This window comes from Symbiopectobacterium purcellii (genome assembly GCF_019797845.1).
Lineage (GTDB): Bacteria > Pseudomonadota > Gammaproteobacteria > Enterobacterales > Enterobacteriaceae > Symbiopectobacterium > Symbiopectobacterium purcellii.
In genome coordinates this window covers 51877-77159 of the sequence record NZ_CP081864.1, presented here as the reverse complement: position 1 = coordinate 77159, position 25283 = coordinate 51877, and the positions used below count along the sequence as shown (strand labels likewise).

The following is a 25283-nucleotide window of genomic DNA, read 5'->3' as shown; positions in this document are numbered from 1 at the left end:
TTATTGATTCGATAAAGACAACGCATTAGCGATAACGATCACACTTTTGTACCTTATGCCTCATACCAACACATGAGGATAACGTGATGTCTGTCATTAACACGCAAGTCAAACCTTTTAAAAACCAAGCATTCAAAGACGGAAAATTTGTCGAAGTCACCGAAAGGGACATCGAAGGCAAATGGAGCGTGTTCTTCTTCTATCCGGCTGACTTTACCTTCGTTTGCCCGACCGAACTGGGCGACGTGGCTGACCACTATGCAGAATTCAAGAAACTGGGCGTAGAAATCTACTCCGTGTCTACCGACACCCATTTCACGCACAAAGCCTGGCACAGCAGCTCTGATACCATCGCTAAAATCCAATACACCATGATCGGTGACCCGACAGGCCAACTGACGCGTAACTTTGAAAACATGCGTGAAGACCAAGGTCTGGCAGATCGCGGAACCTTTATCGTTGACCCGCAAGGCATCATCCAGGCCGTAGAAATCACCGCCGAAGGCATTGGCCGTGACGCCTCTGACCTGCTGCGCAAAGTGAAAGCAGCACAGTACGTTGCCTCTCACCCTGGCGAAGTGTGCCCAGCCAAATGGAAGGAAGGCGAAGCCACGCTGGCACCGTCTCTGGACCTCGTTGGCAAGATCTGATTTTTGCCCGTTGCAATTGGGTGCGTTGTACCCAATTTCTGACTGCTGACAGCGCACGCTGTTCGGTGAAGTGCGGCGATGGGGTCGTAGCGGCGTAAGCCGCCGGAGCGCCCCTCGTCGTGATTCACCGGGAAACACGGACTCGCCTAAAAGGGTTTGTCAGCAATCTTAATTCCCCGCTTTGTCGCACCACGTAAGGATGACCCATGCTCGACAACAATCTGAAAAACCAGTTAGCCGCCTATCTGGAAAAATTAACCAAACCTGTCGAGTTAATCGCCACGCTGGACGACTCGGCCAAATCCGCTGAAATTCGCACGCTACTGACGGATATCGCCAGCTTATCGCCGCAGGTGACCTTCAAAGAAGATAGCGCCAGCGCCGAACGTAAGCCCTCATTTCAGATAACCAACCCCGGCTCGAACAGCGGTCCGCGTTTTGCGGGCTCACCGATGGGCCACGAATTTACTTCGCTGGTGCTGGCACTGCTGCAAACCGGCGGCCATCCGGCGAAAGAGGCGCAGGAACTGCTGGAACAGGTGCGCGACATTGACGGCAGCTTCCATTTTGAAACCTTCTATTCGCTGTCGTGCCATAACTGCCCGGACGTGGTTCAGGCACTGAACCTGATGGCGATCCTGAATCCCAACATTACCCACAACGCGATTGATGGCGGCGTCTTCCAACAGGAAGTGCAGGACCGCAACGTGATGGGCGTGCCCACGGTATTCCTGAACGGTGAACACTTCAGCCAGGGCCGCATGAGCCTGGGTGAAATCATCGCGAAGCTCGACACCGGTGCCAGTGACAAACAAGCGGCCAAGCTCAATGCGCGTGACGCTTACGATGTGCTGATTATTGGCAGCGGCCCAGCAGGCGCAGCGGCTGCCGTGTATTCCGCGCGTAAAGGCATCCGCACTGGCCTGATGGGCGAGCGCTTTGGCGGCCAGGTGCTGGATACCGTGGATATCGAAAACTACATCTCGGTGCCGAAAACCGAAGGTGCCAAACTGGCTACCGCGCTGAAAAGCCACGTTGATGACTACGATGTGGATGTGATTGACCTGCAAACGGCCAGCAAGCTGATCCCGGCCAAAGCGCCCGGTGAACTGCACCAGATTGAAACCGCCTCTGGCGCGACGCTGAAAGCACGCAGCATCATCCTTGCTACCGGCGCACGCTGGCGCAACATGAACGTGCCCGGCGAAGATCAGTACCGCACGCGTGGGGTGACCTATTGCCCACACTGCGATGGCCCGTTATTCAAAGGCAAGCATGTTGCCGTGATTGGCGGTGGCAATTCCGGCGTGGAAGCGGCTATCGACCTGGCGGGCGTGGTGAAGCACGTCACCCTGCTCGAATTTGCCCCCGAGCTGAAAGCGGACTCAGTATTGCAAGCCAAAGTGCGCAGCCTGCCAAACGTAGACATCATTCTTAACGCACAGACCACGGAAGTGAAAGGCGACGGACAGAAAGTCACGGGCCTGAGCTACCTTAACCGTGTCGACGATACGCAACATTCACTGGTGCTGGAAGGGATCTTCGTGCAGATCGGTTTACTGCCGAATACCCAATGGCTGGAAGGCAGCGTGGAACGCAACCGCATGGGCGAAATCATCATCGATGCCAAATGCGAAACCACCGTTAAAGGCGTGTTTGCCGCCGGTGACTGCACCACCGTACCTTATAAACAAATCATCATCGCCACCGGTGAAGGAGCGAAAGCCTCGCTGAGTGCGTTTGATTATTTGATTCGGACCGCGTAACGCGCATTGGCGAGTACCGTGCAATACTTTGTGCACGAATACTCGCCTGTTCTTCTCGAAGGTTATTCAAATCCCATGCCTTCTTTTATTCGTGCAACATTCGCTTTAGACGTCAGCCTTTCGACTAAAGTAAAAGCAACATTAATTGCCGTTGCCGGGCTCTGCGAAGTAATGATATTGACGTCTACGACAATGGGTTGTTGAATTACATTGACACCCATCTCTACTAATTGTTTTTGACGCTTGCTGCTCAGATGATACGTCGTGCCATTTCTTCCTTGAAGAACACCACTCTTTGCTATTGATAACGCACCAACACAGACAGAAGCGATAATTTTATTTTTGGAATCAAACTTGCGAATTACATCAAGCAGCCGCTCATCGAAAGCATCATCATAGAAACCAGCTCGACTCAATCCTCCAGGTATCACGATGGCATCAAAGCTATTTTCATCAATTTCATGCAGTTGATATTGCGGTTCAATAGTGAAATTCCAGGCACATTTAACTTTTTCACGTATACCAACGGTTACTAATTCTATTGGTTCTAATCCGTAAGTTGTCGTCCAACCCATAACGTCTGCAAACACACTCGCTTCATACTCTTCTAAACCTTGGCAGAGGAATAAGATAACCTTCTTCATCCCATGACGTCCGTTATGTCTGTATATAAAAACAGTATAAATAGACGAGCAGTTCAAAACAACCACGGTATGAGATGACTTATTTTCTGCTGATTTACACCCTATGATGCAAGGTATGTCCACGCTTGGCACCAAAAGGTGGGATTGATGGGTTCCACGCTAAGATAACAATGAGGTCACGACAGAAAGAATGATGGCGTATCAGCAAGCATTGCAGCAGTTATTATTAAACGACCCGATCAGAATGAAGGCGCTGCACGCCGCGCGGGCGTTAGCACTGCGTGATGGCTGGATCGGCGCTGGATTTGTGCGGGATGCCGTGTGGGATCACCGGCACGGGTATGGGCAAAGGCCGGTCTCTGGTGATGTGGATGTTGTCTGGTTCGATGCCGAACGTGATGACCCGGCTTACGATCGCGACCTGGAAGAGAAGCTGGATCGACAAGCGCCTGAATTCGACTGGTCGGTGAAGAATCAAGCCAGAATGCATCAACGTAACGGCAATAATCCCTATCACTCAACAGAAAATGCGCTGCGGTATTGGCCTGAGACCGCAACGGCTGTCGCCGCCAGAGTGGGAGATAACCATGTTATTGAGATTCTTGCGCCCTATGGGCTCGACGATCTGTTTGAACTGCGTCTGCGACCGACGCCGCCCTTTGAGCATGAAAAGTTAGCGGTTTTCAGGCAACGCATCGTTGCCAAACGGTGGATGGCGCGTTATCCCCTGTTGCAGTTGATCGTTCCCGCCTAATCACAACAGGTGAATGCGGAATTATCATTATTTTCTCATTACTGATTGACGGTTGAGGCCGATCTTTTAATCCAGACACTGGTGCATGCAGTCAATGAACATGTTCATCGCAGGGCTCACCGTTCTGCCTGCATGATAGGCACAAAGCGCAGTAATCGATGGCGGAGTCTCGGAAAACGGCAGCTCCTGCAACTCGCCCGACGCCAGTTCCCGCAACACACTGAAACGTGGCAAAAACGAAATCCCCAGATTGCTGGCCACACATTGCTTTATGCTCTCGATGCTCCAGAGTTCAATGGTGTTCTCAAGCGTTATCTTTCTCTCGCGAAGCGCAGACTCAAAAATTTGTCTGAACACACACTGAGGCTCATTGATAATGAAGCTGACCGGAATGTGCTGCTCCCTTTGCGTAAAATCGACGTGCTGAAGCTGCGGGGATGCAACCAGCACCAGCTCCTGCTGCCCGAAGTATTCCATGTGCAGCGCATCATCATTCCCGACGCGATAGAAAATGCCCAGATCTGTATGGTCAGCCAGCAGAGAATCACGAATCACATAGCAGTTGACCGACTGAAGCGACAGGCGAACTTTTGGCGCTTTTTCCCTGAATAACCTGAGAACGTCCGGCATTTTATAGGCCAGCAGCGTTTCCCCTACCATGATCCGCAAATCCCCGGCGATATCTTCCTCGCGGGAAGAAATCTGACGGATCCCGTCCAGTACACGCGTCAGCTCCCTCACCCTTGGCAGCAGTAATTTCCCGGCGGGTGTTAATACCATACGGCGACCCACTTTCTCAAAAACCGGATACGCCAGTTCCTGTTCTAGCTGCTGGATCTGAAAAGTAATGGTCGATTGGGTACAGCACAGTTTCCGGGCGGCTTGCGCAAAGGAACCTTCCTCAACCACCGTTTTAAAGGTAATGAAGCGACGCAGATCCATACAGCCCCCGAACATATCGAAATATTGAAAATCTGATATTGAAAACATTCGCTTTTTTGAATGTTCCTGGACGGATAATATGCGGCAGGACTAAGGAGATCACAAGTGACATCAACCATTATCAGTGGGTTTTTAACCTACACATTGATTACCGCATTGACCCCCGGACTCAACAATATCCTGGCGCTTAGCTCGGTAAATCAGTATGGCCTGCGCCGCAGTATTCGCGTGTTTATGGGCATGAGCGCGGGGTTTCTGGTGCTTATGCTTGCCTGCGGTGCGTTTACCTTTACGCTGATTAGCCTGCTTCCTTCATTAACCCGATGGCTGGTTTGGATCGGTGCGGGATATATCCTCTGGCTGGCATGGCGTATCGCTTCCCATTCGCCAACCACATCAAACGGTAGCGGGCACCCGCTCAGTTTTTGGGTAAGTTTTTGGCTGCAATTTGCCAACGTTAAGATCATTCTTTACGGTATCATCGCCTTGTCAGCATTCGTTTTACCCTATACACAGGATATTTTTTGGGTAACGGCGGTCAGCATCCTTTTGGCGGTGATTGGCTGTGTGGGAAATCTGGTCTGGGCGCTGGCGGGGCATCTGTTCCAGTCGCTTTTCCGCAGGCATGGTCAGGGGGTCAATCTGGTGCTGGCCCTGTTGCTGGTTTACTGTGCCGCCCGGATGTTTTTCTGACGCATTCTACATTGCCCAGCCTTACAGTCTGTCCCACATTGATTACATGTGGGTTCTGCCACCTTTGACTCAAACCGAGTCATGCCCATGACCTGCATGGGCGATATCGCGCGGAATCATTTCGCCCCATCCTACAACCTATAGCAGAGAGGTTGCCCGGTCACAGCGTCCTCAGCATGCAGATGCCGCAGCTGTTATGGCCGGTATTGCCCAGCCTTTCCGGAAGATGACGAAACCCGAACGCTTCATAGAGTCGAACGGCATCCTTCAGTTCGTCGAGCGTTTCGAGATAGCAGGCGCGGTACCCCATGTCAGCGGCCTGTGCAATGATAAAGGCAATCATACGCCTGCCCATCCCCATGCCTTTAACGTCACGGCTGAAATAGAGCTTCTGCATTTCACACGTTCCTTCCTCACCGGCAAGCGGTGCGATTCCAGCGCCTCCGATAATCTCGCCATTAGCCTCGGCAACCCAGTATCCGGTGCCGGGCTGGCTATACACCTCGCTTAACCGCTCAAGCTCTGGATCGTGGAGGCTGACGCCCTCCAGATGGTCGATTTTATTATCCCGAAAGCTGTTGCGGATGATCGCCGCGATAGCCGCATTGTCTCTGGCCTCAATGGACCGGAATCGCATTCCCGCTTCACGCTGGCGGCGTGCGTTGCGCAAACTGCCAGAGAATCGCGTGATAGTTTCCAAAAAGTCCGCGACCTCTTGCTCTGCGGATGAAGCGAGGGCTTCCTCAGTGAACCGGTCAGCATTCTCTTCCAGGAATAACAGCCGCTGTTGCCCGGTTTCGCTCAACCGGAAGGTTGACGCTCTACCATCCTGATCGTCATGTTCCCTCAGCAGATACCCCGCCTCCATCAGGCTTCGAAGCGCACGGCTCATGCTGGCCTTTTCAACGCAGAGCCGTACAGCCAGCTCGGTTGCACCGGAAGGCTTACTGTTCAGCTCAATCAATATGTGGCTCTGCAGGGGAGATAACGCCGTTCCGCTGCTTTTACGGCTGAGCATCCCCAGCTCTCTGACCATTTCGCGCAACGCTGCACGGAACTGGCGTACTTCATTTTTTTTCATCAACGTGGCCTGCCTTGAATGACTGTGTATCATGGCTGAACATTCACTCACCCCGGTCATCATTCATTTTTTTATTATTTTTGAACAGACGTCGATAAAAGCACGCAATTTAGGTTGATTTCTTGAGGCCTTCGAAAAATAGAGGAAGAGACCGTCATGTCCGGGGGAAAAATCGAGAAGTGCGGCGTCAAGCGTGCCGTTTGCCAGTTCGCGTGAAGTATGAAACGTTGATGAATAGATTAACCCCACGCCCTTAACGGCAAGGCTGCGCATCAACTCACCGTCATTGACCGTAATTAAACCCGTTGGCTCAATTCTTATCAGCTCTTTATTATTGATAAACTCCCAGCGATAAATATCCCCTTTTTCAGGGCGGCGAAAGCGAATACATTCATGCTGCGCCAGATCGCTGGTGACGTGGGGTTTTCCATGCTTACTGAAATACTCAGGCGATCCAAAAACGGCCCACTTAAACGGCGGAGAAAGCCGTATCGCAATCATATCTTGTTCAATGTACGAGCCGATCATAATACCGGCATCATAGCCCTCTGAAATAAAATTTCCGTGGCGATTGCTCACCGTAATATCAATATTCAGGTTTGGCCATGCCTGACGGAAGGCGGGTAACAGGGGCTCTATCACATGGGGAATGGCAAGGCGTTCAACAATCAGTTTCAACGTCCCTGAGGGCTTTTGTGATGATTGCGCGATGTCTTCAAAACTGGAGGTAATCGCTTGTGCAGCGGGTTGTATGCGTTCAAGCAACTGCTGACCGGACTCGGTGAGCGACATCTTGCGCGTGGTACGATGGAAAAGCAGCACACCCAGACGCTGCTCCAACCGCTGGAGAGCCAGGCTCACAGCCCCCGGCGTCATCCCTAAATCGAGAGCGGCTTTACGCACACTGAGTCGCTTTGCGATCGCCAGGAATTCCGCCAGGCCGTCAAAGCTGTCGGTCTTTCTCATATCACCCTCTACCCGTATCGCTATCGATTCACTGTAGATTACCTAATTTATCCATGGTAACGGGAAAAGATTACATCGTTTTTTTAAACACCATGTCCGCTTTGTACCGTCTTTTTACCCCCCGTCCTTTCAGATAGAGTCAGCCATACCCCACTTACTGAAGAGGTTTGCTATGTCGATGTCCAAATTCTGCGCAAGCGTTAGCGCCGCCCTATTCCTACTTGTCACGTCATCCGTCGCCTTTGCGCAAAGTCATCAGAAGGCGGATAAGGTGCTTATTGTGGTATCAAGCCTCGATAAAAAAACGCCGTCACTGGTGGGGGGATTTTGGTTTCCGGAATTAACGCATCCGGTTGACGTTTTTGATAAAGCCGGGGTGGATTACGATATTGCCAGCCCCAAAGGTGGGCTACCACCTTTCGATGGATTCGATCTGAAAGATCGAGCAACGCTTGATTTCTGGACCAGTGCAGAACACCGTAACAAGTTAGCCAACACCCTCTCACTGGATAAGGTTGAGCCGGAAAAATACGCCGCCATCCTGCTGGTCGGCGGGCATGGCCCAATGTGGGATTTTGTGAATAATCCCCAGTTAATTAACCTGGTCAAAACCCTGTATGAAAACAACAAGATTATCAGCGCAGTTTGTCACGGCCCGGCCGGGTTGCTGAATGTGAAACTCAGCAATGGTGATCGGTTAATCAAAGGTCGTCATATTACCGGGTTTACCGCTGAAGAAGAGGCGTCTCGTCACTATGACAAGATTGTTCCGTTTGAGCTGGAAGCGGCGTTGAAAAAGGACGGTGCGATTTTCGAGGAAGCCCCTATTTTTGAAAATAACGTGGTCGTTGATGGGAGGCTGATCACCGGGCAAAATCCGGCCTCTGCCAAAGCACTGGGCGAGGCGGTCGTCAGCGCGCTGCAAAATAAAGCGTGACAAGCGATTCAGGTGTGCATCAGGCGTTATTGCCTGATGCATTACCTTTCGGCAATACCGGGAGACGAAAGCAGCGGTACTCCCCGTAGCGATTTAAGCAACCGCTTTAGACGATCTCCGCATTCAAGAGATCGGTACCGTAAGAGTTGTCGATGGTGCACAGCCAACGGTTATCGCTTTCCTGGCGAAAGACATAGGTAGCACGGCGCGTTGTCTCTACCGTCCCGCCTTGTCCGTCGGGAAAACGCAGCAAGGTCTCCATAATAACCAGCGCATTTCCGCCACCTTCAATCACCTGCATTTCGCCCTGTTGCACGACAAGTTGATCCTGAAAGTAATCAGAGATGGCAATAAAGGCTTTCCTGATATTCTCTTTTCCTTTCACGATCATGCCTGGCTTCACCACCAGCGCGGCGTCTTCAGAATAGTGATCCATCAGTGAGTCAAAATCTCTCTTGGAGATTGCCACATCACAGGATTCAATGATGTGGCGTAACGGATGTGAGTGCATGCAAATTTATCCTGCTAAGTGACTGTCTGTGTTTACTCTATCACCAAGTCACCCGCATGATCAGATCCGGTTATTCCTCTCAACGCATAGGTATTGTGCGCTATCACGCCGCCGACACCTGCCACTCACGCCCCGGAATCGCCTCCAGCAGTTGCCGGGTATAGGCATGCTGCGGCTGCTGATACACCTGATAGGTCGGCCCTTGCTCCACAATCTTGCCGGATTTCATCACGATAATGCGATCGCACACTTGCGCTGCCACACGCAGATCGTGGGTGATAAAAATCAGCGACAAACCCAGGCGTTGCCGCAAATCCGCTAGCAGCGCCAGCACCTGCGCTTGCACTGAGACGTCTAACGCCGATACCGGTTCATCAGCCACCAGAATCTTCGGTTCCACCGCCAGTGCGCGCGCCAAGCCAATGCGCTGGCGCTGACCGCCGGAGAATTCATGAGGATAACGGTGTATCGCGCCAGCATCCAGCCCCACCAACGCAAACAGGGCTTTGACCTTCTCCAGCGCCTGCGCGCGCGGCACACCGCGAATCAACAATCCTTTGGCAGCGATCTCGCCCACCGTTTGGCGCGGGTTCAGTGAGGCAAACGGGTCCTGAAACACCATCTGAATATCGCGACTCTGTTCACGCAGCGCACGGGATTTCAATTGGGCCAGATCGTGCCCATCAAAGTGAATTTCGCCGGAATCCGGCTGATATAACCGCACGATGCAGCGCGCCAGCGTCGATTTACCGGAGCCGCTTTCACCGACAATGCCCAGCGTGCTGCCCTGTGGCAGCGTCAGGCTGACATCCTGCACCGCAGCCACCTGCCGCTGGCGACGACGAAACAGCCCCGGCTCGCGGAAGGTTTTATTGATGTTTTTCAAGGTGAGCAACGCGGGCTGCTCTTGCGTCGGGCGCGGCAGTGCCGGATGCAGCGACGGCACGGCGGCAATCAGCGAACGGGTATATTCATGGCGCGGTGCATACAACACCTGCGCCGCTGGGCCTTGTTCCACCAGTTCACCGTGGCGCATCACCGCCACGCGATCGGCAATATCAGCCACCACGCCGAAATCGTGGGTAATGAACAGCACTGAGGTACCGCGCCGCTGCTGCAACTCGCGAATCAGGCGCAGAATCTGTGCCTGTGTGGTCACATCCAGCGCGGTCGTCGGTTCATCCGCAATCAGCACCAACGGTTCGAGCGCCAGTGCCATCGCGATCATCACGCGCTGGCGTTGGCCACCAGAAAGCTGGTGCGGATAGGCACGCACCGTGGCGGTCGGGTCAGGAATATGCACATCTTCCAACAAACGCAGCACGCGCGCATCCACGTCCTGCCTGGTCAGTTTGGGCCGATGGATAAGGAACATTTCGGCAATTTGGTCACCCACCCGGTGCAGCGGATTAAGCGCCGTCATCGGATCCTGAAAAATCATGCCGATGCGCGCACCGCGCCACTGCCGGAGCTCTTCTTGCGTCAGTTGCAACAGGTCACGCCCTTCAAAGGTAATGCTGCCCTGCGTCGGTTGTACCCGCTCCGGCAGCAACCCCATGATGGCGCTGGCGGTCATGGATTTGCCCGATCCGCTCTCACCCACCACGCACAGAATTTCGTTATAGCGTAAGTCCAGCGACAGGTCGCGTAATGCCCAGGGGCGATCGGCATCCTGCGGCAACGCCACGCTGAGATGATTAATGGATAACAGTACGCTCATCGGTTTCTCAGCCTTGGATTCAATGCATCATTCAGCCCTTGCCCCACCATGGAGACAGCGAGCACGGTCAATAAGATAGCCACACCGGGAATGGCAGAAACATACCACTCCTGCCGTAAGACACTGCGTCCGCCACCAATCAGGTTGCCCCATGAGGGCACGTTGGGATCGGACAAGTTCAGGAACGCCAGCGCGCTCTCCAAGAGAATCGCCACCGCCATGATCACACTGGCATACACCACAATTGGCGGCAGCGCGTTAGGCAAAATTTCCCGAAACACGATGGGCATGTCACGCATCCCCAATGAGCGCACCGCCTGCACGAACTCGCGGTGGCGCAGTGACAGAAACTCAGCCCGCGTTAGCCGTGCCGCAGGCGGCCAGGAGACCACGCCAATCGCCAGAATCACCGTCGACAGCGTAGAACCAAACACCGCCACCAACACCAGCAGCAACAAGAAGTTAGGCAGGATTTGAAACGCTTCGGTCAGGCGCATCAGCATGTCATCTACCACGCCGCCGTAAAAACCGGCCAATGCACCTACCACGATGCCAATGGCAATCGCGATGGCCGTCGCCACCACGCCAATGGTGAGTGACACGCGCGCACCGTGGAAGATCTGCGCGGCAATATCGCGCCCGGTATGGTCCGTGCCTAACAGAAAGCGGGCGTTGTGCAACGGCCACTGTAACGGACGCCCGGCCAGGCGCAGCGGATCGGCCGGGAAGAACCAGCCCGCAGAGAGCGCCATGCCGATCACCAGCACCAGCAAGATCAAGCCAAACAACGCGCTCGGGCTGCGCGCGTAGCGTTTAAAAAAGTTCACCATCAGCCTTCACCTGCAATACGGGGGTCCAACCGGGCATACAGCAGGTCCACCAGAAAATTGATTGCTATCACTAACAGCGCAGAGACAAACACGATGCCGAGCAGGGTATTCAAGTCACGCTGCATTACCGATTCATAGGCCAATCGCCCCAGCCCCGGCAGCGCGAATACGCTCTCTACCACCACCGAGCCGCCCAGCATGGTGCCGGTTTGCAACCCAATCAGCGTCACCAGCGGCAACAGCGCATTACGCAGCACGTGGCGCACCACAATGCGTGTCTCCGGCACCCCCTTGGCGCGGGCGGTGCGCACAAAATCCAGCGTCGACACTTCCAGCATCGATGCACGCATAATGCGCAAATAGATCGTCAGAAAAATCAGTGCCAGCGTTAACGTCGGCAGCACCAGATGGTGGGCGATATCCAGCACTCTGGCCCAGCCCGTCAGCCCACTGGCGATAGTTTCAAACCCACCGGAAGGGAGCCAGTCGAGGTAGATGGAAAACAGAAAAACGCCCATCAGCCCGAACCAGAATGAGGGCGTGGCATAGCAGAGCAGGCCCAGCAGGGAGATCACCGTATCCTGCCAGCGGTTAACCCGACGCGCGGACACAATGCCCAGCACCATCCCGACCGGGATGGCAAAGGCGAGCGAAGTACCCATTAGCAACAGCGTCACCGGCAGACGCTCAGCAATCACACTGGCGACTGGTTTGCCGTAAATGGCCGACTGCCCGAGATCGAGGTGCGCCAATCGCCACAGGTAGTCCCACAGCCGCACCGAGGTAGACTGGTCGAGCGCATAGTAGCGGCGCAGTTCCTCAATCATGGTGGGATCGGCACCGCCGACCTGTGCCACCAACGCATCAACGGTATCGCCCGGTGCCAGTTGCAGCAGCAGAAACAATCCGGCCAGAATCAACAGCAGCGCAGGTAGCGCTGCTGCCAAGCGGCGACCGCTCAGCAGTAACAGCCTCATCGGTGCTTAACCCTCTAACCAGGTGTTATGCCAACTGCTGGAAGGCCAGCGCGCCGTGTTCAATGCGTTCTTCACCTTCTTATTGATAACAGTCTGGAACTGGCGCTCGGTGGCAAACCACACCGGGAATTGTTCGTTCACCTGCGCGACCAGCGCGGCATACAGGTCGCGACGCTTTTGCGGATCAACTTCTGACGCGGCATCATCAATCAGTTTGTCGATAGCATCAGACTGCCAGCCGTATTGGTTGGTCCAGGGAGCCCCCGCCGGGCTGCCGGAGCGCAGCCACACGGTGGTGGACACCGCCGGATCGCCGCGATACTGGTGCCAGCCGGTGGCGATATCAAAGTTGTGTTCTTTGTAGACCGCCGTCAACGCACCCGCGTAGTCGTAGTTGGCAATCTCCACTTTGATGCCCACTTCCGCCAGCGATTGTTGAATAAAGGTGGCAAACAGCGGCACGTCTTCACCGTTAACAATCTGCACCAGCTTCAGCGTAAAACGCGTGCCGTTAGCCTGGCGGCGGTAGCCTGCTTGATCCAGCAACGCTTCCGCTTTTTTACGATCGAACGGATAGGGCTGCTTGCTGTTCGCCGGATAGAAGTTGGTGGCGGTAGACGGAATAATGCCGGTGGCAGGCTTACCCTGCCCATACAGGAAGTTTTCGATAAAGAACGGCACATCGATAGCGTGAGCAATCGCGCGGCGCACACGAATATCGGCAATCTCTTTGCGCCGGAAGTTAAATTCCACCGTGTTGTTGAAGATGTTGCCTTCAGAGCCGCGCGGTGTAACCTCGAAATCCGGGTGGCGTTGCAGACGATCCAGGTCGGCCAGTGAAAGCTGCGAATAGGCACTCAGCTGTACCTGTCCGGTTTCCAGCGCGGCGGTGGCAGCGGATTTGTCGGTGATGATGCGCCAGACAATACGTTCGATATAAGGCTGCCCTTCACGCCAGTAGTCCGGGTTGCGCGTGGCCACGATATATTGTCCGCGTTCGTACTGCACAAACTTGAACGGTCCGGTGCCGATAGGCGCCGTGTTGGCCGGGTTCTCCAGCACATTAGTGTTTTCATACACGTGGCGTGGCACCACATAACCGAGATCCGCCAAGGCGCGCAGCAGCAAGCCAATCGGCATCGGGCGTGAATAGTTGAACACCACGGTGTGGTCATCCGGCGTGTCTACCGTTTCCAAATACTGTTGCACCGCGGTGCCGTAGTTCAGGTGTTTTTTCCACAATTCCAGCGCATTGTACTGCACGTCGCTGGCGGTGAATGGCTTGCCGTCGTGCCATTTAACGCCCTGACGCAGCGTAAAGGTGATACGTTTGCCGTCCGGCGAGGTTTGCCACCCGGTTGCCAGTTGCGGCACCACGTTGCCCAGTGCATCCAGATCCACCAGAGATTCAATAATCTTGCTGGTGACGATGTATACCCCGGTCGATGCACGCAGCGCCGAGTTAAGAATACGTTGCTCAGAAGCCAAATGAACGCTAAGCGTGCCCCCTTTCACCGGGGTGCCCGCTGCCGTCGCCCCCGTTCCCTGCGCGGCAGATAAATAAGAGGTAAAAGGCAAGGTCGCCGTCACGGCGGCCGTCGAAAGCAATAAGCGTCTGCGGGTAATATTCATCAATCGTCACTCGAATTAATAGGAGAATAGCGCAGAGCATAAAGTCAGTAATAATTATTATGTAAATGATGTTTCGTCATATCGAAAGAGGAAATTGGCATATATCATTTTTTGCATCGCTATATTCATTTTTCAGAAAAGCAAAGATAAAAAAATCACTACCTAACTGTAGTTAATCTCTTTTTAATACTCGAATACTGTTTTTATTGGGTGAAAAAAATAATGGCTACATTACGCTGGGATCATGCCGTACATTATGTCAACCATCTGGATGACGCGATTGCTACTTTTACCGATAACCAGTTGGTTGCTTTTCCCGGTGGCGCGCACCCCGGTTGGGGCACCCACAATGCGCTCAGCTATTTTGGCCTGACCTACCTCGAATTCCTGAGCATTCGTGATGTACAGGAGCTGGAACAGGCGCAAGATTTTCTGCTGTCCCAGGACGCAAAACGCCTGCTGCCACAACAACAGGTGCTCTATCGCGTGGCATTACGCAGCGACGATATTGATGCCACCCATCAGGCATTGCTGGAGCAGGGGTTAACGCTGTCGCCGATTGTGGAGGGCAGACGCCATGACAAGCAGGGCAATCTTATCGAGTGGCGCATCTTCACTGTCCGCGGGGATTTCCAGGGTGTGCCTTATCCCTTTGTTCTGCAATGGAAAACCAATGACGCTGCCCGTCTCGATTTCCTGCGCACCAACAACATCGACAGACCGCATCCGGTGGGTCAGGCTCGCCTTCAGGCGGCCGTCTTCACGGTACAGCGTCCAGAACAGGTGGCACAGCACTGGCAAAGGGTGTTCTCGTTCTCCGCCAGTGAACACACACCGACCACCCTGTATATTGGTTAACAACAATTTATTTTCCAACCGGGTGAAGAGAACCGCCTCACGGCACTGCACATCGCCACAGATAATGACGCCGTTAAAGGAACGTCGGTGGTTTTGGGCGGCGGCGAATATCAATTTGTTTAATATTCACGCATCCGATTAAATAACTATACCCTAAATAATTCGAGTTGCAGGACAAAACGTTAACGTTTTGAACAGCGCTTGCGCTGGCCCTTTAGGGCGAGACGCATTTATGCGTCTCGTAACGCGGCAAGGGAGAGAATCTCGATGAACTTACATAAGTAAGTGATTCGGGTGAACGAGTGAAGCCAACGCACCCGCAACTTGAAGTATGGCGGGTATATCAGATAAAAAGACAGCACTATGAATAATAAAATTGGTTTTATTGGCTGCGGCAATATGGGCCGCGCCATTCTGTTAGGGTTAATTGCCAGCCACGTGGTTTCACCGCAGCAGATTATCGCTTACGACATCATTCCTGATATTACCGATGGGCTTGCCAGCCAACACGGCATTATCGCCGCAACCAGCAATGCCGATGTGGCGCTTCAGGCAGATATTATTTTTCTGGCGGTAAAACCGGATGTGGTGAATCGCGCGCTGCACGACATTGCCGATGTGCTTAACCCCAATCAGGTTCTGGTGTCAATCGCCGCGGGTATCTCACTTGAGGCGATCGGTGCGGTGATAGGCGCGGAGCGCAAGGTGGTGCGTGTCATGCCGAACACCCCGGCGCTGGTGCGTGAAGCCATCTGTTCCGTGACACCCAACGCACAGGTGACCCCCGAAGAGTTGGAGCAGGTCAACACGTTGATCGGCAGCATTGGTCGTTACGAGCAGGTGCCGGAATACCTGATCCACGCCGTCACGGGCGTCGGCGGTTCGGCTCCTGCCTTTGTGTTTATCCTGATTGAGGCAATGGCCGATGCCGCAGTGGCTGGCGGCCTGACGCGCAAACAGGCGTATCAGTTTGCTGCACAAACCGTGTTGGGCTCCGCCAAGCTGGTACTGGAAAGTGGGCAGCATCCCGGTGCGCTGAAAGACAACGTCTGCTCCCCCGGCGGTACCACCATTGAAGGCGTCGCGGTATTGGAAGACAAAGGCTTCCGCGCGGCCATTTATCAGGCGGTGCGCGCCAGCACCTTGAAGTCCGTGCGCCTGTCGCAAGACACCAAACCGGCCTGATGTTCATTCGATCGAGAGAAATGCTATGGCACACATTCATTTTATTGGCGCAGGGCAAATGGCAGAAGCCATTATCCGCGCCGCACGGGTCAATCCGGCGCTGACGGATGCGCAGTTCAGCATTGAAGATATCGATGCCGAGCGCGTCGCCACCCTGACCCACACCTATGCCTTGCCCGCTCAAACGCCGGATAGCGCGTTGGCACACGCGGATCTGGTGGTGATTGCCGTTCGCCCGCAGGATGATATTCCGGCCGTGGCACAGCGCATTAACCAGCTTGCTTCCGCGCACAGCACGGTTATCTCCATTGTAGCCGGTGTTACGCTGGCACAGCTGACGGCACTGTTGGGTGAAACACGCGCCATCGCCCGCGTGATCCCAAACACCCTGACAGACACGGGCTACGGCTATAGCGGCGTGACGCTGAATCAGCATGCGCAGGCTGAAACGCTCGATGGATTCTTTACTGCGTTCGGCAAAGTACTGTACCTGGAAGAACGTTTGATCGATGTCTTCACCGGTTTTGGTGTGGCTGGACCAAACTATATTTACTACTTTATCGAATCGCTGACCGATGCCGGCGTGTTGGCCGGGCTGCCGCGCCCGCTGGCAACCAAAGTAGTGCAGGAAAATCTGCTGGGCGCAGTGGAAATGCTGCGCGTGAGCGGAAAGCATCCACGCCAACTGCTGGATATCAATAACTCGCCCGCAGGCGTTGGCATGCACGGTTTGTATGAACTCAACAACAGTGATTTCGCAGCCGGACTCCAGCGCAGCGTGCTGGCGGCCGTGAAACGCACCACCGCGCTGGCTAATTCTCGGTAAACCCTCATCGTACCGGTCGAGCGCATACCGTGCGCAATGCGCTCGACCAGCACGAAAATACCTTGCCTGTGCCACGCCATGGATGGTAAGAAAAATAACGTCACTCCCCCCTAAACCCCGCCAACGGGGAATAGTCGTATTGGATTAACACCGGGATTCACCATGGCTTTGTTTGCCTCACCGGGCGCAGACTCTTTGCTGCGTCAACGTTCTTTTGTTGCATTTTGGCTGGCCCGCACCGCGTCTATGTTTGGTTTTCAGATGCTTAACATCGTGGTGAGCTGGCAAATCTACTCTGTCACCGGTCGCGCGTTCGATCTGGGCCTGATTGGTCTGGCACAGTTTTTACCTTCCGTGCTGCTGGCACTGCCTGCTGGGCATATCGCCGATCAGTTTGACCGCCGACGTATCGTATTAATCGGCCAGTTCGTGGAGTGGTTCGCCATCGCGCTGTTGGCGATACTGGCGTTTACCCAGCCGCCGGATGAGTTAACCATTCTTGGACTGGTGCTACTCATCGCCATCGCCAAAACCCTGGAAGCCCCGGCAATGCTTTCTATGCTGCCTGCGCTGGTGCCTCCCAACATGCTGGCGCGCGCCATGGCAGCAAACTCGGCGGCGGGACAAGCCGCCATGATGGTCGGCCCGGCGCTGGGTGGCTTGCTGTACGTGGCGGGTGCAGGCACCGTGTATCTCGCCGCCGCGCTGCTGTATCTGATCTCCATGTTGATGGTCAGCCGATTGCGCTATGTGCAAGAGCCCGTGCGGCGCGTACCGGCCAGTTTCGCCACACTGTTTGCTGGCGTGCGCTTTATCCGTGCCCGACCGGATGTGTTGGGCGTGATTTCTCTCGATCTGTTTGCCGTATTGCTGGGCGGGGCGACGGCGCTGTTGCCCATCTTTGCCAAGGATATCCTGCACACCGGCCCGTGGGGGCTGGGGCTGCTGCGCGGCGCGCCTGCCGTTGGGGCGCTGCTGATGGGCTTTTGGCTCACCCGGCATGCGATGGAGCGTAACGTCGGCAAGATTATGTTCGCCTCCGTGGCCGGTTTTGGTGTCGCGACGCTGGTGTTTGCACTGTCTACTCAACTGTGGCTGTCGTTGCTGGCGCTGTTTGCCCTCGGGGCATTTGACATGGTGAGCATGGTGATTCGCGCCTCGCTGGTGCAGCTTGATACCCCAGACGAGATGCGCGGGCGCGTGAGTGCGGTCAATTCCATTTTTATCAATACGTCGAATCAACTGGGCGAGTTTGAATCCGGCCTGCTGGCCGCGTGGTTGGGGGCGGTGCCCGCCGCGGCGCTCGGCGGCATTGGCACGCTGTTGGTAGTGGCTCTGTGGATGAAATGGTTCCCGTCACTGCGCCAGCGTCAACGGTTGCATAACGAACCTACGCAGGAGGCCAGTGCGGCTTAGCGTATTCAACACCCCGCCTCTCACGAGCCGTGGAGAGGCGGATGTTGATGATAAGTCACATTAGACGGGCAAAACCGTCACGGATCTCCTGCTCGGGCAGTTCCAGCCCGATAAAGACCATGATGCAGCAACGCTTTTCTTCCGGCAGCCACTCTCTGTCCCAATCCGCGCTGTACAGGCGCTGCACGCCCTGAAACAGCAGACGGCGATCGTCACCATTGATGGCCAGTATGCCTTTGTAACGTAGCAGGTTATCAGCGTAGTTGAGCAAGAAGCCTTCCATTACATCAGACAGCGCCGCGAAATCCACCGCGTGATCCAGTTCCACCACGATGGACTCCACGTTGTTCTGCTGCGGTGCCACGAAACGGAACCGCGGCGATTTCACCGTCAGAGTGTCGTTAAGCATAAAGCCATCGACGTTGAACAGCAGGCTAAGATCGATCTCGCCGTTGACCACGGTGTAAATCGGCGCGCGCGCGTTGATACGCTGTAAACGCTGTAGCAGCGCGTCATCCTGACCTGCCACGTCAGTTTTGGTTAGCAAGATGCGATCGGCGTAACCAATTTGCGATTGGGCGATGGTGAACTGATCGAGCTGTTGCTGCGCATGCACCGCATCCACCAGCGTGATGATGCCATCCAACATAAAGCGTTCACAAATCAGCTCGTTGGAGAAAAAGGTTTGGGTGATCGGGCCGGGGTCGGCCATGCCAGTGCACTCAATCACAACGTGATCGAAATCCAGCGCGCCTTTATCGATACCGTCCACCAGGTCGAGCAGCGCATCTGCCAGTTCATTGGCGCGGGTGCAGCAGATACAACCGTTACTGAGCGTGGTAATGGTGCTGGCACGTTCACCAATCAGCACATCATCAATCGGCACTTCGCCGAACTCATTCTCAATGACGGCAATTTTATAACCATGGTCGGCATTGAGAATATGCCGGAGTAGGGTGGTTTTGCCTGCCCCAAGAAACCCGGACAGAATGGTGACATGAATTGGCTGCGTCATCGCGGCTCCTGATAATAATGCGTTTTCTTCCTGTGCAAGCGAGGTTAACAGCAGCGCATGCCGCCTTTGCCATCGCCACCGTAGCGGGCCTGTTGCCGCTCACGGAAGAACTCTTCGTAGGTCATCGGTGGTTGATCGGGATGGTTGGTCTGCATGTGCTGAACATAGGTTTCATAGTCCGGAATCCCAATCAGCATGCGCGCTGCCTGTCCCAGATACTTTCCCGCTTTGCCAAGATTGCCAAACATAGCTGGTCTCCTAAAAAATCACCCTGTATATATCATACCCTAAATAATTCTAATTGCAGGAAGGCGGCAAAGGAATGAACCCCGATGAGCTTACTCAGGTAAGTGATTCGGGTGAATGAGTGCAGCCAACGCATCTGCAATTTGAAGTATGACGGGTATATACGGGGTATTCCGGCTCGTCATTTTTCCCGCCGCAATCTGCGGCGGGAATCGGCCTATCAGTGACCGTTAGAGATCTTCACGCCGCCTGCCGGAACCGGTACATAATCGGTTTCGCCATCGGTACGTTTATCGTCCTGACGCGCTTCAATCGCCACTTTCACACCGTAGGCAATGATGCTGTACACCACGAACAGGAACAGGATGCTCAGGCCCGCGTTGGTGTAGTTGTTGATAACGATGTGGTTCATGTTGGCAATCTGCTGTGCACTCAAGTCAGCACCGCCCTCGGCAATCTTCTGTTTAAACATGTTCGCCATGTAGAAGAAGCCTTCCAGTTGCGGGTTGTCGCTGAACAGTTTCAGGCCCAGCGCCCAAGTGGTGCAGATCAGCAGCCACACAGCAGGCACCACGGTGACCCAAATGTACTGCGCGCGTTTCATCTTGATCAATACTACCGTACCCAGCACCAGCGCCACAGCGGCCAGCATCTGGTTGGAGATACCGAACAGCGGCCACAGGCTCTTCACGCCGCCCAACGGATCGACCACACCTTGATACAGCAGGTAGCCCCACAGACCGACACAGCCCGCCGTACCGATGATACCTGCCACCAGTGAATCGGTTTTCTTCAGGAACGGTACGAAGTTACCCAACAGATCTTGCAGCATGAAGCGGCCAGAGCGGGTGCCGGCATCCAGTGCTGTCAGGATAAACAACGCTTCGAACAGGATACCGAAGTGATACCAGAAGCCCATGTTGGCACCAGGAATAATCTGGTGGAACACGTGAGCAATACCGACTGCCAGCGTCGGCGCGCCGCCTGCGCGGTTCAGAATAGAAGGCTCACCGATATCTTTCGCCGTTTGCATGATCTGCTCAGGTGAGATAACGAAGCCCCAAGAGCTAACGGTCGCCGCGGCGTGCGCAGAGACCTCTTGCAACTGCGCCATGATCATCGGCGCATCGGCCGTACCCAACTGGTGCAGGTTAGGCATGGTGATGCCCAACGCCGCCGGTGGGGTGTTCATGGCAAAGTAGAGGCCCGGTTCAATGATGGACGCCGCCACCAGCGCCATGACGGCAACGAAGGATTCCATCAGCATTGCGCCGTAACCGATAAAGCGCGCGTCGTTTTCATTCGCCAGCAGTTTCGGGGTAGTGCCGGAAGCAATCAGAGCATGGAAACCAGACACGGCACCGCATGCGATGGTGATAAACAGGAACGGGAACAGGGTGCCTTTCCATACCGGACCTGTGCCGTCAACGAACTGCGTTACCGCAGGCATTTTCAGATCCGGGTTCAGGATCACGATACCGATAGCCAGGCCAACGATAACGCCGATTTTCAGGAAAGTCGCCAGATAGTCGCGCGGAGCCAGAATCAACCAGACCGGCAGCAGAGCAGAAACAAAGGCATAACCCACCAACGTAAAGGTAATGGTGGTGTCTTTAAAGGTTAACGCCGGGCCCCAGTACGGATCGTGAGCGACCACGCCGCCAAACCAGATAGCCATGACCAGCAGCACGATACCGATAACGGACACTTCCGCTACGCGGCCTGGGCGCAGGTAGCGCATGTAGATGCCCATAAACAGCGCGATCGGCACCGTAGAACATACGGTGAACACGCCCCACGGGCTTTCTGCCAGCGCTTTCACCACGATCAACGCCAGTACTGCCAGAATGATGATCATGATCAGGAAGCAGCCAAACAGCGCGATGGTGCCCGGAACCGGACCCAGCTCTTTCTTGACGATTTCACCCAGTGACGCACCGTTACGACGAACGGAAAGGAACAGCACCATGAAATCCTGCACGGCGCCGGCCAGCACCACGCCCGCCAGCAGCCACAGCGTGCCCGGCAGGTAGCCCACTTGCGCCGCCAATACCGGCCCTACCAGTGGGCCTGCGCCTGCGATAGCCGCAAAGTGGTGACCGAACAGAACGTTACGGTTGGTCGGCACATAGTTCAAGCCATCGTTGTTCACCACCGCAGGCGTTGCGCGGGTTGGGTCCAACTGCATAACTTTCTGTGCAATATAGAGACTGTAGTAGCGATAGGCCACCAGGTAGACGGACACGGAAGCGACGATAATCCACAGTGCGCTCACGTGTTCGCCACGGCGTAGTGCAACCACGCCAAGGCAAGATGCCCCGATGACGGCAAGCATCATCCAGGGAATGTGTTTGAGTATGGTACTGCTTTTCATAAGACATCCTTCAGGCAAATTAAGTCTTAATGGTCTGTTTTTTAATCTTTATCGAACAATATCGAGCATCTACCACGCCGTTGGCGTCCATGTTGGACAAGGCAGGAATCGTTGACTGTTGGGGTGTGGTGATAGCGCGACGATACGGGAATGCGAGCGAGCGCGCGGAGCCAATTTGTATCGACGGTGGCATAGCGTATTAAGCGGTTAGAATTACACGCTAAGCGGTTGAGGAACATGCAGCGTCAGGCACGCAGTGCCACACTCAATGCACGGGTGGCAACGCTTTTACCTGCAATGCACGAATTTCAATCGTGCGGCGATAGGCCTTGAGCGGCGTAGCGCTGCCAATGCCGAGCGAGGCAAATTTCGGTTTATGCCGGAGCACGCGGGAGAAAATTGTCCTGCCATACCTTTTGATATCGACCCGCCAACCGCTTTCATGTTGACTGACCACCACATCCATGTTGATAAAGCGCATCACATCTAGCGGCAATGTGGTGTCGATTAACCGAACCTTTTCGTCCCCCTCATGGATATCCATAAAGTAGGCGTTATTCACCCTACCGAGCGCTAGCGAAACGTGGCCTTGCTTGTCGGTTAAGGTAAAAAAATGGATTTCCGGATAATAGGCATTAACGCGTATGGAGAAACGAACCCTGGCGTTAGGGGCAGGCATTTTACGTTTCAGAAACAGGTTTAGCGCATTGCAGTTATCGTTACTCTTGGGAATATCCAATACCAGACTATTGATACCGTTAACCGACTCAAAATACGCCAACATGCAGGCATGCAACTGGCTGTAGGTAATGGGCTGCAAGCCACCACCGTGCATATCGCTGATCAGCTTAAATCCGCGCAGCCCGGCTGGGGAAAGCGTTTTAAGGTTTATTTGATGGCAGAGGTTAACTGCCGAAGGGATGGGATTGGAGAGCGCCCGCTTATGTCTGCGTTGCAGCGGCACCGCTGCTGGCGATGGTGTAGACGCCCCATCGTGTCTGAAGCAAGCATGATAAATAAGCGTGACGCTGGCGGCTAATGCCGTACCGATCGCGCTGCCGATCGCACCGAGGACACAGAACTACGCAGCGGCGAACGTTGCGTAGACAGCGCCGTTGTGGCCACCGACCCGGCCAGCACAGGCAGCACCGCCTCGCTATTGGCAATTTTTACCGCCGATGAGCGCATTGCAATGGCGTTAATAGGTAACCTTTTGATGTTGCCGACATGCTGCGCCATGTGCGAAAGCTGCTGCCAGTAGAGATCAACCCGGATTAACAGATTGGCAAAAAAAACCGGGACGCGCAGCAGCCTGTGCTGAGGTGCTGGTTCTTGCGTCATCCAATACCGGGTGGAAATCGCCAGCAGCCCGAGCGCCAGATAAATCGCATGGCAAGAGGGGCTTTGCACCTGAGACAAGAACTGGGAAAAATAAGGTATTCCGGTGTAGTCGAGCAGCGTTTGTCGAATGAAATCAGCCAAATGGGCAATCATATTCCCTTCATGGAGCATCTCAACCGACACCATCCCCAGCGTATTGAGCAGTGCCAGATCGATATCCCGCTGCTCGGCGATGGCGATATACAGGCTGTGGGCAACCGTGATAACCCCCAACGGCAAGCCAGGCAGCAGTCGCGCCACCCCCGAGGCAATCAGCGCATTCTGCTTCACCTCACCAAGAGACTGGATCAACTGTTTAACGGCGCGCCGACAATCTTCGGTAAAAGGCACCAGATGCTCTGCGGTTTGTGCCAGCACGCGTGTGTCTGGCGACGCACCGGCACGAACATTGAACCAACGTTCATCAACGCACTGTTCTCCCCCTGCATCAAACCATAACTCGTGATGGCCCGTGTCGGCAGGCGGGGGCGTGGGCGCATAGGCATAAGAGCGAGCAGAACATGACGTCGCGTGCATAGATTACATCCTTTTAAAAATATTCATACGCGGCGACAGGCAGAGCTACAGACATTGTCGCTTTTCTGCAATTTTACGGTCGTCCCTCCGATATCGGATTGCAGAAAAGCGGCATAACAACAGGGTGTGATGAGGTTTCGTTAAGATGCGCTACGTGGGCGCGCCCACAAGGCAAGACGTCCACCAAACACATTGACCAGCAGCCCAACCATGATCAGCAGCGCGCCAGCCACCTGAAGCAGGGTCATGTGTTCATCAAGAAACAACGCAGCGCTCAGCATGCCAAATACCGGCACTAACAGCGTCAAAGGGGCAACGCGCCAGGTTTCATAACGCCCTAGCAGACTGCTCCAGATACCAAATCCCATGATGGTGGCAACAAACGCCAGATAGCCCAGCGCCAGCACCGTTGTCATGTGCATGTTGGTCAGGCTGGCAACTACCGCCTCCTGACCGTCGAACAACCAAGAGCAGAGAAAGAATGGCCCAATCGGCACCAGCGCACTCCACACCACCAGCGACATCACGTTCAAACCCGCACCGTGGCGGCTCATGATGACTTTATTGCTGATATTGCCGAATGCCCAGGAGAGCGCACCGCCCAACGTGAGCAGCAGCGTGAGCAGCGTCAACCCGGTGGTAGTCTGGTTCAGCATGCCACCTTCCGCCAGCACAAACATCCCCACTGTCGCGATGGCAATGCCAAGGAAATGGTTCCAACGCAGCGCTTCACCCAGCAGCAGCGCCCCCAGCAACAGGGTGAAAAAGCCCTATGCTTGCAGCACCAGCGAAGCGATACCTGCTGGCATACCGAGTTTTATCGCCAGAAACAGAAAGGCAAACTGGCCGAAGCTGATGGTCATGCCATAGGCGACCAGCCAGCGCAGCGGTAAACGTGGGCGCGGCACAAAAAAGATGGCAGGCAGCGCCACCAGAGTGAAACGCAGCCCCGCCAGCAAAAACGGTGGCATCCCCTGCAACCCGACTTTGATAACCACAAAATTAACGCCCCAGGCAACCACCACGCACAACGCCAACAGCCAATCTTTTACCGACATTTCATTCCCCAGCGGATGAGCGACAGCCCCGCTCGCGCTCTTTCATCATCCTAAAATGAAACATCGCTCACAAAAACACAAGTAAGTGAATCTTATGACCACAGGGCATTGCTCGAGGCTGAGTGAGTGATCATCAACGTTTTAGCAAAGGTCTTTCGCCTGGATGGGGATAAAAAAACAGAACAGAGTAGCCTACAATGGGGAACGGTTTCCGGTTGGCGGCCGGGTTTTGGGTCGTCGCTAACGCCGCGCAAGGCACGGCGTCCATTCCTCGGAGGAAGGTTT

The 25283-nt window shown here is 54.6% G+C and carries 22 protein-coding genes and 2 pseudogenes; 9 read left to right on the top strand and 15 right to left on the bottom strand.

Annotated features, from left to right (window positions below; genetic code table 11):
* The first annotated feature begins 86 nt into the window (after positions 1-86).
* Complete coding sequence (gene ahpC, locus K6K13_RS00345; RefSeq protein WP_222159061.1) at positions 87-650, top strand: alkyl hydroperoxide reductase subunit C; 564 nt, start codon at positions 87-89, stop codon at positions 648-650.
* 206 nt (positions 651-856) lie between these two features.
* Positions 857-2416, top strand: a complete 1560-nt coding sequence (ahpF, locus tag K6K13_RS00340; protein WP_222159060.1) for an alkyl hydroperoxide reductase subunit F — start codon at positions 857-859, stop codon at positions 2414-2416.
* Between the two features lie 62 nt (positions 2417-2478).
* Here ahpF and K6K13_RS00335 read toward each other — a convergent pair whose 3' ends face one another.
* The gene (locus tag K6K13_RS00335) at positions 2479-3060 is read right to left on the bottom strand and encodes a DJ-1/PfpI family protein (protein ID WP_222159059.1); all 582 of its coding nucleotides are present in this window, start codon (positions 3058-3060) and stop codon (positions 2479-2481) included.
* A gap of 193 nt (positions 3061-3253) precedes the next feature.
* Here K6K13_RS00335 and K6K13_RS00330 point away from each other — a divergent pair, with 193 nt between their 5' ends.
* The gene (locus K6K13_RS00330) at positions 3254-3814 is read left to right on the top strand and encodes a nucleotidyltransferase family protein (RefSeq protein ID WP_222160910.1); all 561 of its coding nucleotides are present in this window, start codon (positions 3254-3256) and stop codon (positions 3812-3814) included.
* 66 nt (positions 3815-3880) lie between these two features.
* Here K6K13_RS00330 and K6K13_RS00325 read toward each other — a convergent pair whose 3' ends face one another.
* Positions 3881-4756, bottom strand: a complete 876-nt coding sequence (locus tag K6K13_RS00325) for a LysR family transcriptional regulator (protein ID WP_222159058.1) — start codon at positions 4754-4756, stop codon at positions 3881-3883.
* A 105-nt stretch (positions 4757-4861) separates the two neighbouring features.
* Here K6K13_RS00325 and eamB point away from each other — a divergent pair, with 105 nt between their 5' ends.
* Positions 4862-5449, top strand: a complete 588-nt coding sequence (gene eamB / locus K6K13_RS00320) for a cysteine/O-acetylserine transporter (protein ID WP_222159057.1) — start codon at positions 4862-4864, stop codon at positions 5447-5449.
* A gap of 160 nt (positions 5450-5609) precedes the next feature.
* On the opposite strand, the gene K6K13_RS00315 is transcribed toward eamB, so the two are convergent.
* Together K6K13_RS00315 and K6K13_RS00310 are read right to left on the bottom strand one after the other, a co-directional pair.
* Positions 5610-6530: a bifunctional helix-turn-helix transcriptional regulator/GNAT family N-acetyltransferase gene (locus K6K13_RS00315; protein ID WP_222159056.1), complete on the bottom strand. Its 921-nt coding sequence runs from the start codon at positions 6528-6530 to the stop codon at positions 5610-5612.
* A 63-nt stretch (positions 6531-6593) separates the two neighbouring features.
* The gene (locus K6K13_RS00310) at positions 6594-7496 is read right to left on the bottom strand and encodes a LysR substrate-binding domain-containing protein (protein WP_222159055.1); all 903 of its coding nucleotides are present in this window, start codon (positions 7494-7496) and stop codon (positions 6594-6596) included.
* A 172-nt stretch (positions 7497-7668) separates the two neighbouring features.
* On the opposite strand from K6K13_RS00310, the gene K6K13_RS00305 reads away from it, so the two are divergent.
* The gene (locus K6K13_RS00305) at positions 7669-8433 is read left to right on the top strand and encodes a type 1 glutamine amidotransferase domain-containing protein (protein ID WP_222159054.1); all 765 of its coding nucleotides are present in this window, start codon (positions 7669-7671) and stop codon (positions 8431-8433) included.
* Between the two features lie 106 nt (positions 8434-8539).
* Here K6K13_RS00305 and K6K13_RS00300 read toward each other — a convergent pair whose 3' ends face one another.
* The 5 genes from K6K13_RS00300 to K6K13_RS00280 all read right to left on the bottom strand — a co-directional run bounded on the left by K6K13_RS00300 (position 8540) and on the right by K6K13_RS00280 (position 14103).
* Positions 8540-8944 (bottom strand): YybH family protein, encoded by a 405-nt coding sequence (locus tag K6K13_RS00300; RefSeq protein ID WP_222159053.1) that lies wholly within the window; start codon positions 8942-8944, stop codon positions 8540-8542.
* Positions 8945-9047: 103 nt separating this feature from the next.
* A complete protein-coding gene (locus tag K6K13_RS00295) occupies positions 9048-10664 on the bottom strand; it encodes an ABC transporter ATP-binding protein (RefSeq protein ID WP_222159052.1) in 1617 nt (538 codons plus the stop codon).
* Complete coding sequence (locus K6K13_RS00290) at positions 10661-11494, bottom strand: ABC transporter permease (RefSeq protein WP_222159051.1); 834 nt, start codon at positions 11492-11494, stop codon at positions 10661-10663. The genes K6K13_RS00295 and K6K13_RS00290 overlap by 4 nt, the downstream gene beginning before the upstream one ends.
* A complete protein-coding gene (locus K6K13_RS00285; protein WP_222159050.1) occupies positions 11494-12471 on the bottom strand; it encodes an ABC transporter permease in 978 nt (325 codons plus the stop codon). The genes K6K13_RS00290 and K6K13_RS00285 overlap by 1 nt, the downstream gene beginning before the upstream one ends.
* A 6-nt stretch (positions 12472-12477) precedes the next feature.
* Positions 12478-14103 (bottom strand): ABC transporter substrate-binding protein, encoded by a 1626-nt coding sequence (locus K6K13_RS00280; protein ID WP_222159049.1) that lies wholly within the window; start codon positions 14101-14103, stop codon positions 12478-12480.
* A 222-nt stretch (positions 14104-14325) separates the two neighbouring features.
* On the opposite strand from K6K13_RS00280, the pseudogene K6K13_RS00275 reads away from it, so the two are divergent.
* The 4 genes and pseudogenes from K6K13_RS00275 to K6K13_RS00260 all read left to right on the top strand — a co-directional run bounded on the left by K6K13_RS00275 (position 14326) and on the right by K6K13_RS00260 (position 18388).
* A pseudogene (locus K6K13_RS00275) lies at positions 14326-15084 on the top strand (VOC family protein).
* Between the two features lie 240 nt (positions 15085-15324).
* Positions 15325-16146, top strand: a complete 822-nt coding sequence (proC, locus tag K6K13_RS00270; protein ID WP_222159048.1) for a pyrroline-5-carboxylate reductase — start codon at positions 15325-15327, stop codon at positions 16144-16146.
* A gap of 25 nt (positions 16147-16171) precedes the next feature.
* The gene (locus K6K13_RS00265; RefSeq protein ID WP_222159047.1) at positions 16172-16972 is read left to right on the top strand and encodes a pyrroline-5-carboxylate reductase family protein; all 801 of its coding nucleotides are present in this window, start codon (positions 16172-16174) and stop codon (positions 16970-16972) included.
* A gap of 162 nt (positions 16973-17134) precedes the next feature.
* The gene (locus K6K13_RS00260) at positions 17135-18388 is read left to right on the top strand and encodes an MFS transporter (protein ID WP_222159046.1); all 1254 of its coding nucleotides are present in this window, start codon (positions 17135-17137) and stop codon (positions 18386-18388) included.
* A gap of 55 nt (positions 18389-18443) precedes the next feature.
* Here the strand turns inward: K6K13_RS00260 and yjiA are convergent, their stop codons facing one another.
* From yjiA to K6K13_RS00230, 6 genes and pseudogenes are all read right to left on the bottom strand, one after another.
* The gene (gene yjiA / locus K6K13_RS00255) at positions 18444-19403 is read right to left on the bottom strand and encodes a GTPase (RefSeq protein WP_222159045.1); all 960 of its coding nucleotides are present in this window, start codon (positions 19401-19403) and stop codon (positions 18444-18446) included.
* Positions 19404-19447: 44 nt separating this feature from the next.
* The gene (locus K6K13_RS00250) at positions 19448-19651 is read right to left on the bottom strand and encodes a YbdD/YjiX family protein (protein ID WP_195313178.1); all 204 of its coding nucleotides are present in this window, start codon (positions 19649-19651) and stop codon (positions 19448-19450) included.
* 218 nt (positions 19652-19869) lie between these two features.
* On the bottom strand, positions 19870-22023 hold the full coding sequence (locus tag K6K13_RS00245) for a carbon starvation CstA family protein (protein ID WP_222159044.1): 2154 nt from the start codon (positions 22021-22023) through the stop codon (positions 19870-19872).
* Between the two features lie 265 nt (positions 22024-22288).
* Complete coding sequence (locus K6K13_RS00240; RefSeq protein WP_222159043.1) at positions 22289-22843, bottom strand: hypothetical protein; 555 nt, start codon at positions 22841-22843, stop codon at positions 22289-22291.
* 215 nt (positions 22844-23058) lie between these two features.
* On the bottom strand, positions 23059-23940 hold the full coding sequence (locus K6K13_RS00235; RefSeq protein WP_222159042.1) for a hypothetical protein: 882 nt from the start codon (positions 23938-23940) through the stop codon (positions 23059-23061).
* Between the two features lie 140 nt (positions 23941-24080).
* Positions 24081-24998 (bottom strand): annotated as a pseudogene (locus K6K13_RS00230) (EamA family transporter).
* Between the last annotated feature and the right edge of the window lie 285 nt (positions 24999-25283).

Coding starts and splice junctions, on each gene's coding strand:
- K6K13_RS00235 (WP_222159042.1), bottom strand. CDS start 23,940: ATGCACGCGACGTCATGTTCTGCTCGCTCTTATGCCTATGCGCCCACG.
- K6K13_RS00265 (WP_222159047.1), top strand. CDS start 16,172: ATGGCACACATTCATTTTATTGGCGCAGGGCAAATGGCAGAAGCCATT.
- K6K13_RS00280 (WP_222159049.1), bottom strand. CDS start 14,103: ATGAATATTACCCGCAGACGCTTATTGCTTTCGACGGCCGCCGTGACG.
- K6K13_RS00245 (WP_222159044.1), bottom strand. CDS start 22,023: ATGAAAAGCAGTACCATACTCAAACACATTCCCTGGATGATGCTTGCC.
- yjiA (WP_222159045.1), bottom strand. CDS start 19,403: ATGACGCAGCCAATTCATGTCACCATTCTGTCCGGGTTTCTTGGGGCA.
- K6K13_RS00325 (WP_222159058.1), bottom strand. CDS start 4,756: ATGGATCTGCGTCGCTTCATTACCTTTAAAACGGTGGTTGAGGAAGGT.
- K6K13_RS00260 (WP_222159046.1), top strand. CDS start 17,135: ATGGCTTTGTTTGCCTCACCGGGCGCAGACTCTTTGCTGCGTCAACGT.
- proC (WP_222159048.1), top strand. CDS start 15,325: ATGAATAATAAAATTGGTTTTATTGGCTGCGGCAATATGGGCCGCGCC.
- K6K13_RS00290 (WP_222159051.1), bottom strand. CDS start 11,494: ATGGTGAACTTTTTTAAACGCTACGCGCGCAGCCCGAGCGCGTTGTTT.
- K6K13_RS00330 (WP_222160910.1), top strand. CDS start 3,254: ATGGCGTATCAGCAAGCATTGCAGCAGTTATTATTAAACGACCCGATC.
- K6K13_RS00305 (WP_222159054.1), top strand. CDS start 7,669: ATGTCGATGTCCAAATTCTGCGCAAGCGTTAGCGCCGCCCTATTCCTA.
- ahpC (WP_222159061.1), top strand. CDS start 87: ATGTCTGTCATTAACACGCAAGTCAAACCTTTTAAAAACCAAGCATTC.
- K6K13_RS00335 (WP_222159059.1), bottom strand. CDS start 3,060: ATGAAGAAGGTTATCTTATTCCTCTGCCAAGGTTTAGAAGAGTATGAA.
- K6K13_RS00295 (WP_222159052.1), bottom strand. CDS start 10,664: ATGAGCGTACTGTTATCCATTAATCATCTCAGCGTGGCGTTGCCGCAG.
- ahpF (WP_222159060.1), top strand. CDS start 857: ATGCTCGACAACAATCTGAAAAACCAGTTAGCCGCCTATCTGGAAAAA.
- K6K13_RS00310 (WP_222159055.1), bottom strand. CDS start 7,496: ATGAGAAAGACCGACAGCTTTGACGGCCTGGCGGAATTCCTGGCGATC.
- K6K13_RS00315 (WP_222159056.1), bottom strand. CDS start 6,530: ATGAAAAAAAATGAAGTACGCCAGTTCCGTGCAGCGTTGCGCGAAATG.
- K6K13_RS00250 (WP_195313178.1), bottom strand. CDS start 19,651: ATGTTTGGCAATCTTGGCAAAGCGGGAAAGTATCTGGGACAGGCAGCG.
- K6K13_RS00285 (WP_222159050.1), bottom strand. CDS start 12,471: ATGAGGCTGTTACTGCTGAGCGGTCGCCGCTTGGCAGCAGCGCTACCT.
- K6K13_RS00300 (WP_222159053.1), bottom strand. CDS start 8,944: ATGCACTCACATCCGTTACGCCACATCATTGAATCCTGTGATGTGGCA.